The 16,733-nt window shown below is 71.7% G+C and carries 19 protein-coding genes and 1 pseudogene; 14 read left to right on the top strand and 6 right to left on the bottom strand.

The genetic code is table 11. From position 1 onward, the window contains the following. Nucleotides 1–8: 8 nt before the first annotated feature. The gene (locus tag OG764_RS03240; protein ID WP_328966838.1) at nucleotides 9–386 is read right to left on the bottom strand and encodes a helix-turn-helix transcriptional regulator; all 378 of its coding nucleotides are present in this window, start codon (nucleotides 384–386) and stop codon (nucleotides 9–11) included. A 198-nt stretch (nucleotides 387–584) separates the two neighbouring features. Here OG764_RS03240 and OG764_RS03235 point away from each other — a divergent pair, with 198 nt between their 5' ends. From OG764_RS03235 to OG764_RS03220, 4 genes and pseudogenes are all read left to right on the top strand, one after another. After that, entirely contained in the window at nucleotides 585–1,679 is a 1,095-nt protein-coding gene (locus OG764_RS03235; RefSeq protein WP_328966837.1) for a carboxylate-amine ligase, read from the top strand. 174 nt (nucleotides 1,680–1,853) lie between these two features. Then, nucleotides 1,854–2,306, top strand: a pseudogene (locus tag OG764_RS03230) (SRPBCC family protein); the annotation flags it as partial. A 327-nt stretch (nucleotides 2,307–2,633) separates the two neighbouring features. Then, nucleotides 2,634–3,599 carry an LLM class F420-dependent oxidoreductase gene (locus OG764_RS03225; protein WP_328972861.1) on the top strand — a complete coding sequence of 322 codons (966 nt, stop codon included), beginning with the start codon at nucleotides 2,634–2,636 and terminating at the stop codon, nucleotides 3,597–3,599. 173 nt (nucleotides 3,600–3,772) lie between these two features. After that, nucleotides 3,773–4,048 (top strand): isoamylase early set domain-containing protein, encoded by a 276-nt coding sequence (locus OG764_RS03220; protein ID WP_328966836.1) that lies wholly within the window; start codon nucleotides 3,773–3,775, stop codon nucleotides 4,046–4,048. Nucleotides 4,049–4,059: 11 nt separating this feature from the next. On the opposite strand, the gene OG764_RS03215 is transcribed toward OG764_RS03220, so the two are convergent. Further along, nucleotides 4,060–4,248, bottom strand: coding sequence for a DUF6381 family protein (locus OG764_RS03215; RefSeq protein WP_328966835.1), 189 nt, complete (start codon nucleotides 4,246–4,248; stop codon nucleotides 4,060–4,062). Nucleotides 4,249–4,441: 193 nt separating this feature from the next. Between OG764_RS03215 and OG764_RS03210 the strand changes: the two genes are divergently transcribed. After that, nucleotides 4,442–4,864 (top strand): secondary thiamine-phosphate synthase enzyme YjbQ, encoded by a 423-nt coding sequence (locus OG764_RS03210; RefSeq protein ID WP_328966834.1) that lies wholly within the window; start codon nucleotides 4,442–4,444, stop codon nucleotides 4,862–4,864. Nucleotides 4,865–4,912: 48 nt separating this feature from the next. Here the strand turns inward: OG764_RS03210 and OG764_RS03205 are convergent, their stop codons facing one another. Then, the gene (locus OG764_RS03205) at nucleotides 4,913–5,716 is read right to left on the bottom strand and encodes an alpha/beta fold hydrolase (protein ID WP_328966833.1); all 804 of its coding nucleotides are present in this window, start codon (nucleotides 5,714–5,716) and stop codon (nucleotides 4,913–4,915) included. 129 nt (nucleotides 5,717–5,845) lie between these two features. Between OG764_RS03205 and OG764_RS03200 the strand changes: the two genes are divergently transcribed. The 7 genes from OG764_RS03200 (at nucleotide 5,846) to OG764_RS03170 (ending at nucleotide 13,371) form a co-directional block, all read left to right on the top strand. Continuing rightward, nucleotides 5,846–6,553, top strand: a complete 708-nt coding sequence (locus OG764_RS03200) for a TetR/AcrR family transcriptional regulator (protein WP_328966832.1) — start codon at nucleotides 5,846–5,848, stop codon at nucleotides 6,551–6,553. Between the two features lie 44 nt (nucleotides 6,554–6,597). Next, nucleotides 6,598–7,980, top strand: coding sequence for a mycothione reductase (locus tag OG764_RS03195; RefSeq protein WP_328966831.1), 1,383 nt, complete (start codon nucleotides 6,598–6,600; stop codon nucleotides 7,978–7,980). Between the two features lie 204 nt (nucleotides 7,981–8,184). Next, on the top strand, nucleotides 8,185–8,550 hold the full coding sequence (locus OG764_RS03190) for a PRC-barrel domain containing protein (RefSeq protein ID WP_328966830.1): 366 nt from the start codon (nucleotides 8,185–8,187) through the stop codon (nucleotides 8,548–8,550). Between the two features lie 197 nt (nucleotides 8,551–8,747). Beyond that, nucleotides 8,748–10,328, top strand: a complete 1,581-nt coding sequence (locus OG764_RS03185; protein WP_328972860.1) for an FMN-binding glutamate synthase family protein — start codon at nucleotides 8,748–8,750, stop codon at nucleotides 10,326–10,328. A gap of 46 nt (nucleotides 10,329–10,374) precedes the next feature. Continuing rightward, on the top strand, nucleotides 10,375–12,102 hold the full coding sequence (locus OG764_RS03180) for a thiamine pyrophosphate-dependent enzyme (RefSeq protein WP_328966829.1): 1,728 nt from the start codon (nucleotides 10,375–10,377) through the stop codon (nucleotides 12,100–12,102). 126 nt (nucleotides 12,103–12,228) lie between these two features. Continuing rightward, nucleotides 12,229–12,597: a PRC-barrel domain-containing protein gene (locus tag OG764_RS03175; RefSeq protein WP_328966828.1), complete on the top strand. Its 369-nt coding sequence runs from the start codon at nucleotides 12,229–12,231 to the stop codon at nucleotides 12,595–12,597. Nucleotides 12,598–12,972: 375 nt separating this feature from the next. Further along, the gene (locus tag OG764_RS03170; protein ID WP_328966827.1) at nucleotides 12,973–13,371 is read left to right on the top strand and encodes an ATP-binding protein; all 399 of its coding nucleotides are present in this window, start codon (nucleotides 12,973–12,975) and stop codon (nucleotides 13,369–13,371) included. Nucleotides 13,372–13,499: 128 nt separating this feature from the next. Here the strand turns inward: OG764_RS03170 and OG764_RS03165 are convergent, their stop codons facing one another. Further along, nucleotides 13,500–13,949 (bottom strand): SRPBCC family protein, encoded by a 450-nt coding sequence (locus OG764_RS03165; RefSeq protein WP_328966826.1) that lies wholly within the window; start codon nucleotides 13,947–13,949, stop codon nucleotides 13,500–13,502. A 175-nt stretch (nucleotides 13,950–14,124) separates the two neighbouring features. Between OG764_RS03165 and OG764_RS03160 the strand changes: the two genes are divergently transcribed. Next, nucleotides 14,125–15,192 carry a mechanosensitive ion channel family protein gene (locus tag OG764_RS03160; protein ID WP_328966825.1) on the top strand — a complete coding sequence of 356 codons (1,068 nt, stop codon included), beginning with the start codon at nucleotides 14,125–14,127 and terminating at the stop codon, nucleotides 15,190–15,192. A gap of 135 nt (nucleotides 15,193–15,327) precedes the next feature. After that, a complete protein-coding gene (locus OG764_RS03155; protein WP_328966824.1) occupies nucleotides 15,328–15,756 on the top strand; it encodes a VOC family protein in 429 nt (142 codons plus the stop codon). Between the two features lie 75 nt (nucleotides 15,757–15,831). On the opposite strand, the gene OG764_RS03150 is transcribed toward OG764_RS03155, so the two are convergent. Together OG764_RS03150 and OG764_RS03145 are read right to left on the bottom strand one after the other, a co-directional pair. Beyond that, nucleotides 15,832–16,197 carry an ATP-binding protein gene (locus OG764_RS03150; protein ID WP_328966823.1) on the bottom strand — a complete coding sequence of 122 codons (366 nt, stop codon included), beginning with the start codon at nucleotides 16,195–16,197 and terminating at the stop codon, nucleotides 15,832–15,834. A 209-nt stretch (nucleotides 16,198–16,406) separates the two neighbouring features. After that, on the bottom strand, nucleotides 16,407–16,577 hold the full coding sequence (locus OG764_RS03145) for a hypothetical protein (RefSeq protein WP_328966822.1): 171 nt from the start codon (nucleotides 16,575–16,577) through the stop codon (nucleotides 16,407–16,409). Nucleotides 16,578–16,733: the final 156 nt, after the last annotated feature.

The raw sequence follows: 16,733 nt of genomic DNA, 5'->3' as shown, positions 1-16,733 counted from the left end.
TTCTCCTTTCAGTGCCGTGCCGGTGCGTCGACGTCCTCGCGGTCCGTGGCGGAACGGTCCGTGGCGGCGTGGTCGCCGGAGCCCTTCGGCGGGCCGAGTCGGGCCAGCAGGCTCAGGAGGTCGGCGACTTCGTGGTGTCCTTCCGCGGGGTGGCGGAAGGAGGTCCCGGGGGTGATGTTGTAGTGATTGCGCCGCCCCTGGCGGACCCGGCTCAGGTAGCCGGCGGCCTCCAGGTCGGTGACGATGGCCTGTGCTGCGCGTTCGGTCACGCCGCAGGCGGCCGCCATGTCCCTCAGTCGCACCCCGGGGTCCCGCTGGATCATGGCGAGGATCCGGGCGTGGTTCGTGATGAACGTCCAGGTGGTACGAGGCTCGACCGTTCCCATGGACCAAATCATACGATCAGGAATTCCGGTTTCGCCAGAGCGGAATCCGTGATCCGGATTTGGTGATCCGGATTCGAAGATCCGGATTCGGAGATCCGGTGAAGCCGTCGTCGACACCGTCCGCGGCCCCCGCGGACGGGGGCGGCCGGGGTGACGGCCGCAAGGCGTGATCATGGGGTGCCGGGGTAGCCGCACGATGTGATCACCGTCGGAGTGGAAGAAGAGTATTTGCTGGTCGACCCGCTCACGGCCGTCCCCGCATCGCGCGTGGAAGAGGTCAGCCGTACGGCAGGCCTCGGCCGCCTCGCCGAGCGGGGCGAAGTCCAGGACGAGCTGCTCCAGGCCCAGATCGAGGTGGCCACTCCCGTGTGCTCCACCTTGGCGGAGGTCGGCGGCCACCTGCTGCGCCTGCGTCACGCCCTGGCCTCGGCGGCGGAGGCCAACGGCTGCCGGATCGCTGCCACGGGCGCGGCTCCGCTGCCCGGCGACCGGCCGGTGCCGGTGACGCCGATGCCGCGCTACCGCAGGCTGGAGGGCGCGGCGCGGCAGCTGGTGGACGAGCAGCTGATCTGCGGCATGCACGTGCACGTGGGGGTTCCCGACCCGGAGACCGGCGTGGCGGTGCTGAACAGGATCCGGCCCTGGCTCCCCACGCTGCTGGCGATGTCGGTCAACTCGCCGCTGTGGGACGGCCGGGACACCGGCTTCGCGAGCTGGCGCACCATCGTGTTCGGGCGGTGGCCGGTGAGCGGTCCGCCGCCTGCGTTCGACGGGTTCGCCGACTACGAACGGCGCCTGGACGCGCTGGTGGCGTCCGGGGTGGTCGCCGACCGGGCCCAGGCGTACTGGCAGGCGAGGCTGTCCGACCGGTACCCCACCGTCGAGGTGCGGTGCCCGGACGTGCAGCTCCGGGCCGACGACGCCGTCATGATCGCCGGCATCGTCCGGGCGCTGGTCGCCACGGCCGTCGCCGAGACGGAGGCGGGCGTGGCACCGGACCCGTGCGCGCCGGAGCTCCTGCACGCCGCCAACTGGCACGCCGCCCGGCACGGTCTGAACAGCACCCTGGTGGGCCGGGACGGCCTCCCGTGCAGCAGTGGCGACCTGCTGAGCGCCCTGTTCCGCCACCTCACGACCGCGCTGGAGGAGTCCGGGGACTTCCGGGAGGTGAGCGCCCTCGTCCACCGGATGCTGCGCGAGGGCACCCCCGCCGACCGCCAGCGCCGCGCACTGGCCGACGGCGGGCTACGGGGATTGATCGACCTGATCACCGGAACCACGGCGTCCGACTGAGGCCGCGTCCGGCCGCTCCGGCCGCTCCGGCTGTGCCCGGCTCTCGCCTGCTCCGCCCCACCACCGCCCCGCGAGCGTCCCGGCTCCGGGGTGGATCGGATTGAAGCGCGATGCGCCGGGCAGGCGCCGCGTAGCCGGCACGGCGTCGGTTTGATCGCAGGGAGGCGAGATCCCGTGAGCATGGTGAAGGAATCCATCGACATCGATGTTCCGGTGGGCAGTGCGTACAACCAGTGGACGCAGTTCGAGGAGTTTCCCCGTTTCATGGAGGGCGTCGAGGAGGTTCGCCAGATCGACGACCGACGTTGTCACTGGAAGACCAAGGTGGCGGGCGCGGAGCGCGAGTTCGACACGGAGATCGTGGACCAGCTGCCCGATGAACGGATCGCGTGGCGGTCGGTGAGCGGCGATGTCCGCCAGCGGGGTGTCGTGTCCTTCCAGCGTCTGGACGACGCGCACACGCGGGTCAGTCTGGCGATGGACTTCGAACCCCAGGGCATGGCCGAGAAGGCCGGAGACCTGTTGGGCGTCCTGGACCGCCGGGTGAAGGGCGACCTCAAGCGGTTCAAGGGCTTCATCGAGGAGCGTGACCACGAGAGCGGTGCCTGGCGCGGCCGGATCGCGCCCACGCAGGAGGGCATGAGCCACGGCATGGGGACCCGGGGGCCCGGCGACACCTCGCCGCGCGTGACCCCGGACTCTCCCGGACCGATGGGTGCGGCGGGCTCGGGCACGGGCACGGGCACGGGTGCGGCCCCTGGCGCGGGCCGAGACTCCGGACCGTCCCTCGTCGACCCGGACGACATGCGGCACGGCTGACCCACGGGCAGTCGTGTTGCCCCGGGGCGGCACGAAGGCGGCCCCGGGGCAGCCGCATGCGGTGGGGCGGGGGCCCGTGGCGGGGCCGGGGGAGTGCCCATGGGCATGGAAAGGACAGAAGGGCAGGGCGCCGACATGGTGCGAATCGGGTACACGATGATGACCGAACAGGCCGGGCCGCGTGAGCTGGTTTCCCACGTCGTGGGAGCGGAGGAGACCGGGTTCGACTTCTCCGTCATCTCCGACCACTCCTACCCCTGGCTGGCATCGCAGGGGCACGCGCCGTACGCGTGGAGCATCCTCGGCGCGGCCGCGCAGGCCACGTCGAGGATCCCGCTCATGACGTACGTGACCTGCCCTACGTACCGCTACCATCCGGCGGTCGTCGCGCAGAAGGCGGCGACGGTGCAGATCCTCTCCCAGGGCAGGTTCCGCCTGGGGCTGGGCTCCGGCGAGAACCTCAACGAGCACATCGTCGGCGCCGGCTGGCCCGCGGCCCACGTGCGCCTGGAGATGCTGGAGGAAGCCGTCGGCATCATCCGGCGGATGTTCACCGGCGAGTGCGTGAGCCATCACGGCGCCCACTTCGACGTCGAGAACGCCAGGCTCTGGGACCTCCCCGAAGAGTCGCCCCCGATCGGGATCGCCGTCTCGGGGCCGCGCTCCTGCGAACTGGCGGGCCGCAGCGCCGACCTCCTGATCGCCACCGAACCGGAGCAGGAGTTCCTGCAGCACTTCGATGCCCATGGTGGCGCGGGCAAGCCCCGTATCGGACAACTGCCCGTCTGCTACGACCGCGACCGCGACGCGGCCGTGGCCCGCGCGCACGACCAGTTCCGGTGGGCGCTGGGCGGCTGGAAGGTGAACGCCGAACTCCCCGGCCCCGCCGGGTTCGAGCAGGCATCGCAGCACACCCGTCCCGAGGACGTCGCCAAGGCGATTGCGTGCGGCGACGACGTGGAGGCCGTCGTCGAAGCCGTACGGCCGTACGCGGAGGCGGGATTCACGGAGGTCGCCCTCGTCCAGATCGGTGGCGACCAGCAGGAGCCGTTCCTCGAATGGGCCGGGGCCGAACTGCTGCCCGCGCTCCGCGATCTGTGAGCGCCACGCCCCACACTGCGACGGTGAGTGACAATCGGCCCCCGGCCGGTCACTTTGTGTAGCGCACGGGTGACGCCTGTCGCCGAAGTGGTGGTGCCGGAGTGCGAATTCCTCCGGGAGATCCCAGGATGGGCACGATCCACCCACCCAGTTCTGCCGTCAGGAGCCCTCCCATGCTGGAGCGCAAGCTGCGCAAGGACCGCACTGAAGTGACGTTCATCCTTCCCGCCGACCGGCCACCGGGCCCGGTCAGCGTGGTGGGCGACTTCAACGACTGGAAGCCCGGAGCGCACACCCTCCAGCCCCGCGACGACGGCAAGCGGGCCGTCACCGTCGAGCTGCCGAAGTCGAGCACGCACTCCTTCCGGTACCTGGCCGCGGGTGACTACTGGTTCAACGACGAGAGCGCCGGTGACCAGGACGGCCCCAACAGCCGCCTGCACACCTGAGTTTCGTCGACCTACATGGGATCCATGGTTCCGCTGCCCGGGCCGTTCTCCTGCTCGCTCTTCTCGCGGATGTGCATGGCCTTGTCCTTCAGCCGCTGCCGCTCCGCCGGATCGGTGGCGTGCTGTGCCGCCTGCTCCAGTTCTTGAGCCTTGTCGCGCATCTGCCGGGCTCGCTCGCTCGGCCCGCTGTCGCCGCTCATGATCACTCCTGGGCTCGTGGTTTCGGGTCCTCCCAGGCAAACAGCTGGAGGGCCGACCCGCCACCGCAGTCCCTTTAGGGTCCGGCGCGTCCCGCCGGACCCGAAGGGACTGCGGTGGCGGAGGGCACCCGGGACCCGCCCGAGGGGGTCCGGGTGCATGCGCCGGATGCCTCCGGGGGAGCAGGATGGGTCCATGCCCGACCGATTCGCCAGCCGCGTCCTCGACCTCACCACCGGCCGTACGGAGACCGTCACCGATCTGACCCGCCACTGCGAGAGCTTCCTGTCCGAGGCGGCAGCCGGGCGGGACGGGCTGCTCAACGTGTTCGTCCCGCACGCCACCGCCGGTATCGCCGTCATCGAGACGGGTGCGGGCAGCGACGACGACCTGCTCGCCGCCCTCCACTCGTTGCTGCCGTCCGACGACCGGTGGCAGCACCGCCACGGCTCGCCGGGTCACGGCCGCGACCACGTCCTGCCGGCGTTCGTACCTCCGCACGCCACCCTGCCGGTCCTCGGCGGCCGGCTGCAATTGGGGACCTGGCAGTCGGTCTGCCTGGTCGACACCAACAAGGACAACCCCCAGCGCCAGGTACGGCTGTCCTTCCTCGGCTGATCGTCGGCGGCCGCCCGGCGGGGCCCGGTGGCCGTGGTGCCGGTTCCGTCAGTTCCGGGCGAGGAAGTCGCTGATCAGCCGGAGCCATTCCTGCGGGCGTTCGGCGAAAGGCAGGTGGCCCGTGGGGAGTTCCGCGACCTCGGCGGTGGGGAGAGCGGCGGCGAGCTCCCGCTGGAGGGACGGCGAGATGAGCGGGTCGGCGGTGGTGACGACCACGAGGGCGGGTACCGCTATCCCGGCGAGGTCCGCACGTACGTCGATGCGGCGGACCAGGTCGACGTGGTCCCCGGTGCCGGTCGGGATGACGGGCGCGATCTGTTCGACGGCGTCCTGGACCTGTGCGGGAGTGAGGGAGTTGAGGACGCCCTCGCCGAGGGCCATGAGGTTCACGTACTCGGCCAGCAGCGTGTGCTGACCGGACTCGAACAGCTGCTGCCAGATCGAGGCGGCCGTGTCCGTACGCGTGTCGGCGTGGGCGAACGTCGCGCTCAGCACGAGTGAGCTGACCCGGTCCGGATGGCGGGCGGCGAGGCGGATCGCGACGGGCCCGCCGAGCGAGTACCCGCTGACCGCGAACGTGCCGAGCCCTTCGGCGTCGGCCGCCGCGACCAGATGGTCCACCAGTTCGTCCACGTCCAGGGGGGCCTCGGACTTCGGGGTCGCGCCGGCCCCCGGAAAGTCGACGCCGACGACGGTGTGCGCCGCGGCCAGGCCCTCCATGATCGGCCCGTAATTGGCCTCGATGCCGCCGCCCGCGCCGTGGACGAGCAGGAGGCCGGGGCCGGAGCCGCGAGCGGTGCGGGCGAACGCGGCGAGCGCGGGTGCGGTGGTGGACGTGGGTGCGGTGGTCATGACGGTCCCCTCGTGGCATCGGCCGTGCGGCCGGATGGATGCTTCTGTAGCGATCGCTAAAGCAGCTGACGTCCAGGACCGTAGCAGGGATCTTGTAGCGATCGCTACAGCGGTCGCTATGCTTCTTCCGTGAGCAGCAATGAGGCGACCCCCGCGGATCCGGCGATGCCCGCGATGCCCGCCAAATCAGCGAAGTCGGCGAGCCCCGCGGCCGGACGTGCCCGGCGGGCCTTCGACCGCGACAAAGCGCTGGCCATCGCGCTGGAGCAGTTCTGGACGCACGGCTACGACACGACGTCGGTCGCCTCGCTCACCAAGGCGATGGGCATCAATCCGCCGAGCCTGTACGCCGCTTTCGGCGACAAGCGGCAGTTGTTCGACGAAGCCGTCGGACTGTACGTACGCAGTTACGCGAGCCCGTTGCAGGGTGGCGACGCCCGCTCTGCCATCGCGGCGATGCTCCGGCGCCTCGCCGCCGACTACACCGACCCGAGCCACCCGCCCGGCTGCTTCATCATCACCGGCGCGACCAACTGCGGCCCCGGCTCGCAGGAGGTGAAGGCGATGCTGCGCGCCATGCGCGAGGAATCCAAGGCGGCGATCGCCGCCCGCATCCGCGCCGACATCGACGCGGAACGGCTCCCCGCGGACACGGACGCCGACGGGCTGGCCGCCTTCTACGCGGTGGTCGTCCAGGGCATGAACCAGCAGGCATGGGACGGCACCGGGCGCGAGACGCTCGACCGGGTGGCCGACGCGGCGATGGCGGCCTGGCCGGAGCCCGCGCACCCGCCCCTGCGCCGTCTGCCGGACGGCGGGCCCGCCCGACATGCCTGACGCGCCTGACCCGCCAGGCCGGGCCGCCCTCGTACCCTGAGGCGATGCGGCAATACGATCTTGTGGTCATCGGTGCGGGATCCGGCAACGCCGTCATCGACGATTCGTTCGCCGATCTGGACGTGGCGATCGTCGAGGAGCGGTGGTTCGGCGGCACCTGCCTGAACGCGGGCTGCATCCCGAGCAAGATGTTCGTCCACACCGCGCACGTGGCCCGTACGGTCGCCGAAGCCGGCAGGTACGACGTGGACGCGGAGCTGCGCGCCGTACGCTGGCGGGCGATGCGCGACCGGGTCTTCGGACGCTTGGACGCCGAACGCGACGAGGGCCGTCAGGGGCGCTTGGACGCCGACCACATCACCGTGTACGAGGGAACGGCACGGTTCACGGGCCCCCGGCAGCTGCGGATCGACCTCGCCGACGGCCACGGCACCGTCGACATCGGCGCCCGGCAGGTCGTCATCGCCGCCGGCGGCCGCCCGCTGGTGCCCCCGCCCGTCGCCGAGTCCGGGCTGCCGTACGAGACGTCCGACACGGTCATGCGGACCGACGCCCCGCCCCGCCGCCTGGCCGTCCTCGGCGGCGGCTACATCGCGGCCGAGCTGGCGGAGGTGTTCGCCGCGGCGGGCAGTGACGTCGTCATCGTCGAGAAGGAGGAGCGCCTGCTCGGGCCGGTGGACGAGACGGTCGCCGAACGGTTCACCGAGCTGGCGCGTTCCCGCTACGACCTCAGACTCGGCCGCGAGGTCACCGGGGTCACCGCCGTCGCCGGCCGTCCCGGCGTGCTGCGGCTCACCCTCGACGACGCTTCGACGGTCGAGGCGGACATGCTGCTGGTCGCCGCGGGCCGCGTGCCCAACAGCGACCGGCTGAACCTCGACGCCGCGGGCGTCGACACCCGCGAAGACGGCCGCATCGTCGTCGACGCCCACCAGCGCACCACCGCGGAAGGCGTCTTCGCGCTCGGCGACATCTGCACACCGGTCCCGCTCAAGCACGTCGCCAACCGTGAGGCGCAGGTCGTCGCCCACAACCTCCGCCACCCCGACGACCTGACCTCGGCGGATCACGAGCGGGTGCCCGCGGCGATCTTCACCCGCCCCCAGATCGCCTCGATCGGCGCCACCGGGCAGGACTGCCGCGACCGGGTCCTGGACCCGCTGGTGGGCGAGGCCCGGTACGCGGACGTCGCCTACGGCTGGGCGATGGAGGACACCACCGGCTTCTGCAAGGTGCTCGCCGAGCGCGGCACGGGCCGGCTGCTCGGCGCCCACGTCATGGGCCCCCAGGCCGCCGACCTCATCCAGCCGCTCGTCCTCGCGATGACCCTCGACATCGACGCGGCCACCCTCGCCAAGTCCCCGTACTGGATCCACCCGGCACTCACGGAAGTCGTCGAACAGGCCCTCCTCGACCTCGACCTGTGACGAAGCCCCGGTGACGAAGCCCAGCGGCGAAGCCCCTCGGCGGACCGCCTCCGGAATTCCACCCCGGGTGAATGAACTGCCGGGCGCGGGGCAGGCGAAAGTCGAGGCGGGGAACGAACGCCGCCGCGCACGACGCGTACGGAAGAGGACGGACGACAGGCATTCGGCTCTCCGTCCTCGGTTTACCGGAGGAGTTGTTTTCGCGTGACTGAGCATGTGTGGAGTTACAAGTCGACCGCCGGCCCGCTGGCCGGTACCGATCTGACCGGCTTCGAGGTCGTGGCGACCGACGGCGGCATCGGCAAGGTGGACGAGCACTCCGACGAGGTCGGTGACGCCTACCTGGTCGTGGACACCGGCGTGTGGATCTTCGGCAAGGAGGTCCTGCTCCCGGCGAGCACCGTCGTCAGCATCGACCCGGAGGAGCGGAAGATCTTCGTCGACCGGACCATGGGCCAGATCAAACACGCCCCCGAGTTCCACCGGGACAAGCACCTCGCAGACGCCGGGTACCGCAAGGAACTGGGCACCTATTACGGCACCGTCCCGTTCGGCATCCCGCCGGCCTGACCGGATCGAGGCCTGACCGGATCGAGGCCTGACCGGATCGAGGCCACACCGGATCGAGGCCAGTCGGATCGAAGGCAGTGGGCCCGAACTCCTGTGGTTCGGGCCCACTGCCCTGTCCGCTCCCGATCGGTCCGCGACCTGGGCACGTGAACGGACGGCCGATTGGCGGGCGGACTTCGGGACACAAGCGTGTTGTGCTGAAATCACTCGCAGTCGCCCTCCTCGGTGCCCTGGCGGCGGGAACCTCCTGCGCGGCGGTGCTGGTCTCGCCCTGGTGGGCGGCCGCGGCCGTCCCGTTGCTCCTGCTCGCGCCGGTGGCCGTCCACGACCTCGTGCAGCGACGGCATTCCCTCCTGCGCAACTACCCGTTGCTCGGGCACCTCCGCTACGCGATGGAGGCGCTGCGGCCGGAGCTCCAGCAGTACTTCATCGAGCGGAACTTCGACGGCCGCCCCTTCGACCGCGACACGCGCAGCATCGTCTACGAGCGCGCCAAGGGCACCGACGCGGAGGAACCGTTCGGCACCGAACTCGACCTCTACCGCGCGGGCAGCGAGTACCTCGTCCCCTCGATGGCCCCGCGGCCGGTGCGCGGCGATCCGCCCCGGGTCCGGATCGGCGGGCCCGAGTGCACCCGGCCCTACGACATGGCCCTGCTCAACGTCTCGGCGATGAGCTTCGGCTCTCTGTCGGCCAACGCCGTACTCGCCCTCAACACGGGTGCGCGACGGGGCGGTTTCGCCCACGACACCGGTGAGGGCGGCCTGTCCGAGTACCACCTACGGCCGGGCGGGGACCTCGTCTGGGAGATCGGCACCGGATACTTCGGGTGCCGGACGCGGGACGGGGGCTTCGACGAGCGGGAGTTCGCCGGGAAAGCGGCGCGCGAGCAGGTCAAATGCGTGTCCCTGAAGATCAGCCAAGGGGCCAAGCCCGGCATCGGCGGCGTGCTGCCCGGTGCCAAGGTGACCGCGGAGATCGCGAAGGTGCGCGGGGTTCGGCAGGGGGAGACCGTGATCTCGCCGCCGTTCCACCGGGTCTACTCCACACCGCGCGAGCTGGTCCGTTTCCTGGCCCGGATGCGCGAACTGGCCGGCGGCAAGCCGGTCGGGTTCAAACTGTGCGTCGGATCCCGCCGCGAGTTCCTCGCCGTGTGCAAGGCCATGCTGGAGGAGGGGACCACACCGGACTTCATCGTCGTCGACGGCGCGGAGGGCGGTACGGGCGCGGCGCCGCTGGAGTTCGCGGACAACGTCGGCCTGCCGCTCGGCGAGGGGCTGATGGCCGTCCACAACGCGCTCGTGGGCGTCGGGCTGCGCGACCGCGTCCGGATCGGAGCCGCCGGCAAGATCGCCACCGGCGGCGACCTCGTCAAACGTCTGCTCCAGGGCGCCGACTACGCCAACGCCGCCCGCTCCATGATGTTCGCGATCGGCTGCATCCAGGCCCAGCGGTGCCACACCAACACCTGTCCCGTCGGCGTCGCCACCCAGGACGAGCGGCGCGCCCGCGCCCTCGACGTCGGCGACAAGTCGCAGCGCGTACGGCGCTACCAGCAGGCCACCGTCAGCAGCGCCCTGCAGATCATGGCGGCGATGGGGATCGACGACCCGTCCGGGCTGCGCCCCCACATGCTCCTCCAGCGCGTGGACCCGCACACGGTCCGCTCCTACGCCGACATCCACACCTGGCTCACCCCCGGGCAACTGCTCGCGTCACCACCGGCCGACTGGGCATCCGACTGGCGGGCGGCCGACCCGGACCGCTTCACCCGCTGACACCGGCACCCGCACCCGCACCCGCACCCGAGAGAAGGGCACTTCCGTGGCACGCACCGTGGCCCGCGTCATCGTCGACGCACTGAAGGAACTCGGCGTCCAGCACGTCTTCGGAGTCGTCGGAGACGCGCTGAACCCACTGACCGATGCGATCCGCACCACGGACGGCGTGGACTGGATCGGCTGCCGGCACGAGGAGGCGGCGGCCTTCGCCGCCGGCGCGCAGGCCCAGCTGTCGGGCACCCTCGGCGTGTGCACGGGCACGGTGGGACCGGGCTCCGTCCACCTCCTCAACGGGCTCTACGACGCGGCCAAGAGCCGAGCGCCCGTGCTCGCGATCTGCGGCCAGGTGCCCGTCGCGGAGATCGGCAGCGACTACTTCCAGGAGGTCGACAACGACCTGCTCTTCCGTGACGTGGCGGTCTACCGTGCCACCGTCACCTCCCCGGACCAGATGCCCCGCATGCTGGAGTCCGCCGTACGCGCTGCCGTCGGTCAGGGCGGCGTGGCCGTCCTGACCGTGCCCGGGGACCTGGGCGATCAGGAGGCGGGCGACGACCGTCCGGCCCGCTTCGCCCTCGACCGCGCCGTCACCCGCCCCGACGACCCCGCCCTCGCCGAGGCCGCCGACCTCCTCAACTCGGCCTCCCGGGTCACCATGCTCGTCGGCTGCGGCGCCCGGCCGGCCCGCGCCGAGGTCCTGCGTACCGCCGAACTCCTCGCCGCTCCCATGGTCCTCACCCTCAAGGCGAAGGAGGGGTTCGAGGACGACAACCCGTTCGAGGTGGGGCAGACCGGACTGATCGGCAACCCGGCAGCCGCCCATGCGCTCGACCACGGCGACGCACTCCTCATGCTGGGCACCGACTTCCCCTACCGCGACTGGTACCCGAAGGACTGCAAGGTCGTCCAGATCGACGCCCGTGAGGAGAACCTGGGCCGCCGGGTGCCCGTGGACGTGGGCCTGGCCGGCGACGCGGGGGCCACGTTGCGCGCCCTGCTGCCGCTCCTGAAGGAGGCACCGGACCGGGCCCACCTGGAAGACGCGCGCACCCGGTTCGCGCGCTGGAAGGAAGGCCAGCAGCGCCTGGCCGACCCGGCTCACGAACACCGCTGGACCGGCAGGCTCCGGGCGGCCCTGGACAACCGGAGCCACCAGATCCGACCCGAAGCCCTCGCCGCGGCCGTCGACACCTACGCCGCCGAGGACGCCGTGTTCACCTCCGACACCGGCATGGCAACCGTCTGGCTCTCCCGCTTCGTCACCATGCGCGGCAGCAGGCGACTGATCGGCTCGTACAACCTCGGCTCCATGGCCAACGCCATGCCCCAGGCCCTCGGAGCCCAACTCTGGGACCCCGACCGCCAGATCGTCGCCCTCTGCGGCGACGGCGGCCTGAGCATGCTGCTGGGTGACCTCATGACGATCAGGACGTACCGGCTGCCGGTGAAACTCGTCGTCTTCGACAACCACAGCCTGGGCATGGTCAAGCTCGAACAGGAGCAGGCGGGCCTGCCCGAGTTCGGGACGGAACTCGACAACCCCGATTTCGCGGCGGTCGCCACCGCGCTCGGCCTCACCGGCATCCGCGTCACTGACCCCGGCGATCTCCACGACGGCGTGCGCCGGGCGTTCGAGACGCCCGGTCCGGTCCTGCTGGACGTCGTGACCAACCCCGACGAGGTGGCGGTGCCGGGCAGGCCGACCGCGCGGCAGGGATGGGGGTTCGCCGTCGCGAAGGTCAAGGAGATCCTTCCGGGCGGCGCGCGCTGAAGGCCCCGCGGCGCTGGAAGAGATCCGGCCGGTGCATGCCGTTCCGCAGGCGGGGCAGGCGAGTTGGAGCGGGGCACGGACGCCGCCGCGTGCGACACGGAGCGACAGAGAAGGAGTTGTATTCGCGTGACTGAGCATGTGTGGAGCTACCGGCCGACCGCCGGCCACCTGGTCGGTGCCGACCTCACCGGCTACAAGGTCGAGGCCACCGACGGCAGCATCGGCAAGGTGGACAAGCACTCCGGCGAGGCCGGTGACGCCTACCTGGTCGTGGACACCGGCGTGTGGATCTTCGGCAAGGAGGTTCTGCTCCCGGCGAGCACCGTGATCAGGATCGACGAGGTCGAGGAGACGGTCTACGTCGACGGCACGAAGGAGCAGATCAAGAACGCCCCGGAATTCCACCGTGAGAAGCACCTCGGTGACCTCGGGTACCGCGAGGAACTCGGCACGTACTACACCAACGGAGGCCCCTTCGGCGGCCGCATCGTCTGACCCGGACACGGCAAGACCCGGACGCGCAAGACCCGGACACGGCAAGACCCGGCCACGGGAAGGGGCCCGGACTCATCGAGTCCGGGCCCCTTCCCTACGCCCGTCCCGTCCCGTCCCGTCCCGTCCCGTCGCGTTCGGCCCGGCGCAGGGCGAGTCGATGGCAGGGTGTCCGGACCTCGCGGCGATCAGGTGTCCCGGCGATCAGGCCGGGCATACGCGAAAGCGGGAGGACGGTTACGGGCCGGCCGGCCCGGACGACCCGCAGGCGGAGCCGTCCCCTTCCGTCCCAAGAACGGCAGCGTCAACGGTCGGGGTGAGGCATCAGTGAACACGACGGGAGCGGCCCCCAACGGTCTGCCAGGGTTTACGCCGGTCATGTGCCGGCGCCGCCGGCTGGCCCTGCGCGGTGTCGCGGGCGCGGTCGCCAAGAGCCGGGACTTCACCCGGCAGGCCCTGCGGGACTGGGGCTGGGACGGCCGCGAGAGCTCCGAGGACGCCCTGCTCGTCGTGTCCGAGCTGGTGACCAACGCGACCCTGCACGCGCGCGGCTGCCAAGAGCTCGTACTGACCGCCGGCGAGGCCCTGCACATCGACGTCGTCGACGGCGGGGCCGTACCGCCACATCCCCGGCCCGTACGCCGGCCGGGCGGCCATGGCGGCCACGGCCTGCACATCGTGCAGCGGGTCTGCGACCGGTGGGGCTCCTGCGCCCACGGATCCGGCAAGGTCGTATGGGCGGAGATCCAGGCCTCCCGACTGGCCACCGGACGGTGAGGTCCGGTCCCGGCCGGCGACGCTCAGCCCGCGGCGGCCGGTGAGACCAGACCCCGCGCGCCGCCCGGGGCCCGCTCCCGCGCCCGTTCGGCGTGGAGCGGGCCCCGGTGCCCCTGGCGCCCCGGCGGTCAGACCTCGCCGCGCCAGGCGCCCGTCTCGACCCCGCGCGATTCGATGAACAGCTTGAACCGCTTCAGGTCACCCGTGACCTGGCGCTTGACGAAGCCGAGCTTGTCGGCGGCCGTCTCGGCCAGGCCGTCGGGCACCCAGTTCATGTGCAGCACCACCTTGGTGGTCGTCGCGTCGATCGGCTGGAAGGTGACGAGCCCGGCCTGGCGGGCCTCCCCGTCGACCGTCATCCACGCGACGCGCCGGTCCGGGAGCTGCTCGGTGATCTGCGCGTCGAACTCGCGCTGGACGCCGTTCACGTTCGTCACCCAGTGAGTGAGCGTGTCCGTGCGCTGGTCGACGCGTTCGACCCCCTCCATGAAGGCGGGGAACTCCTCGAACTGCGTCCACTGGTTGTAGGCCGTGCGTACGGGGACGTTGACCTCGACGTACTCCTCGACGTGCGACATGCGCACCCCTTTCCGTGTCATCGGAAGCCCGGAACCCGGGGTCCGGGTCCGCTCTCAGGACGTCTCGCGGCGCGGCTACCCACGCGCGGACGCCCCAAGCGCGGGCCCTGGTGTGAGCTCCCACCGCCGGGGCAGGCGCGTGCCAGTCCATGCCGCCTCCACCCGATGGGAAGTTATGAACAGCGCTCTTCTCCTGCCGACCGTCCTGGGGGGCTCGATCCTGCTGACCGTCGCGGCCGGATGGGCCGCCGACCTGCTGCTGCGCCGAGCCGACGCACGACACCCCGAAACGCCCTTGTGGGGCCTGCTCAGGCGCTGCCGCCCCGCCCTGTGCATCGTCCTGCTCGCGGCCCTCCTCAGGGGTGCCCTCCGGCACGTCGACGGGCCGCCGCTCGACGGGAACGCGGGCGCCGTGGGCCGCGTCCTGTCGCTCGTCCTGATCGGCGCGGGAGCCTGGCTGGTCGTGGCGGTGGCCTCCGCCGTCGTGGAATCGGGGTACGCCCGCTACGCCGCCGGCACCCGCGACCCGGCCCGGGTGCGCCGGGTCCGCACCCAAGTGACGCTGATCATGCGGGTCGTGACGGTCCTCGTGGCCGTCGTCGCGGCCGCCGCGATGCTGCTCACGTTCCCGACCTTCCGCGCGCTCGGCACCTCGCTGCTCGCGTCCGCCGGCATCATCGGCATCGTGGCCGGCATCGCGGCCCAGTCCACCCTCGGGAACCTCTTCGCCGGCTTCCAGATCGCCTTCGGCGACATGGTGCGCATCGGCGACACGGTCGTGGTCGCGGGCGAGTGGGGGGTGGTCGAGGACATCACCCTCACCTTCCTCGCCGTACGCACCTGGGACGAACGCCGGATCACCATGCCCGTCTCGTACTTCACCACCCGCCCCTTCGAGAACTGGTCCCGCGGCGGCGCCCAGATGACGGGCACCGTCTTCCTGCACTGCGACCACGGCGCGCCCGTCGACCTCATGCGGGAGAAGGTCCACGAGATCCTGCGGAACTGCCGGGAGTGGGACGGCCGCGGCTGGGACCTCGCCGTCACCGAGACGACGCCCTCCACCATCGTGGTGCGCGCCATCGTCACGGCCAAGGACGCCGACGACGTGTGGGCGGTGCGCTGCGCGGTACGGGAACAACTGGTCGCCTGGCTCGCGGAGAAGCACCCGGCCGCCCTGCCGCGCGTCGCCGTGGGCCAGGCACCCGGTGAGGAAGGCCCCGCCGCCGAGCGCCCCTGCTGACGGAGCGCTCCGGCGGTCGCAGGACCGGCAGGACACGGCCGATGGCCCCCCTCCGCAGCCGAGCCCGCCCGCACGGTCCGCATGCGGCCCGCGTACGGTCCGTGTACGCCCGGCGACACCGGGCACACGCGGGGCATGACCGTAACCAAGACAAGCGTTCTCGTCCTGGACTGCGCCGAACCCGAGACGCTGGCCCGTTTCTACGCCGAACTGCTCGGAGGGACGGCGGGCCCGGCCCCGGGCGACGGGGAGCTCTTCCTCGTCACCGGCCGCAGCGGGGTCGTGGTCGGGGTCCGCCGCGATCCCTCGTACCTGCCGCCGAGCTGGCCGGTGCCGGAGGACGCCCAGCAGACCCACCTGCGGATCCTGGTCGCCGCGGACTCCCTCGACGAAGCCGAGCGCGAGGCCGTGGCCCTCGGGGCGCGCCCGGTGGCGGCGGGGGAGTCCGGGAGCCGGCCGGAGAGCGACCGCACGACGCTGCGCCGGTTCGCGGACCCGGCGGGGCACTCCTTCGTCCTCGCCGCCGTCCGGGAAGGCCTCACCGCGGGCAGCGCCGACGGGTGAGGCCGCGGGCGGGGCCGGACCGGCGGAAACCGTTCGTTCGTCAGGGTCCGGAGGTCCGGGTGCGTGCCGGACCGGTCATCGCTGCGGGGGGTTGTCGGACACCAGCCGGGCGGCCTCGATCTCGGCCCAGACGGCCTTGCCGTGTTCGTGTGTGCGGGCGCCCCAGCGATCGGCCACGTGTTCCACGATGTGCAGGCCGTGGCCGCCCGGGATGCCGCGCTGCGGAGCCGGGTGGCGGATGGGCAGCGCCGTCGTGCCGTCGTACACGTCGATGCGCAGGAGGTCCGTGGCCGTCAGGACGAGTTCGTGGCAACCGCCCGCGTGCAGTGCCGCGTTGGTCAGCAGCTCGGACACGAGGAGCAGGGCGTCCTCGGCGGTCTCGGTCCCGTCCCAGCCCCAGTCCCGCAGGGCCTGGCGCGTGAAGTCGCGTCCTTTGGCCACGGGGCCCGGGACCCCGTTCAGAATGAGCCGACGGCGCTGTCCCCGGAAGGGACCGGTGCTCACCGGATCACCCGCTTCGGGTCCGATGGTCTCCACTGCGGCCTCTCACCCCCATATCGCGACACGGCCGTGTCAGTTTAAGGGGCGCCCGGCTTCAGGGCACTGGCCCTGTGAAGCCGCGGGTCGAGGCGGAGGAGTGCGGCCGCGCTTCAGGCGGCGTGCCGGCCGTGGCGGTGGCCGAGGCCTCGCAGTGCGTGGCGCCACCCGGTCCGGGGGGCCGCGTCCTGCTCGTGCGGGGTGAACATGTACTCCTCGTAGCGGCCGAGAGCCAGCACGGCGCACAGGAGAAGGGGCGGTACGAGAAGCACGGCGAAGATCACGGCGGTCCCTCCCGGGCAGTAGTCGGATGGCGCAGATCCGGGTGCTGTGCTCTGCTCGTGACGAGCCGGTCCCTTCCTGTCGGGGTACTGATGTTCACCATGCAGCCGCAACGACCAGCCTGCAATTTGTACCGGAATGCCCCAGCTCATCCACCC

The sequence above is a fragment of the Streptomyces sp. NBC_00239 genome (assembly GCF_036194065.1).
Classification (GTDB): domain Bacteria; phylum Actinomycetota; class Actinomycetes; order Streptomycetales; family Streptomycetaceae; genus Streptomyces.
The sequence above is the reverse complement of the archived record's forward strand: the minus strand, read 5'-3'. Positions and strand labels throughout refer to the sequence as shown.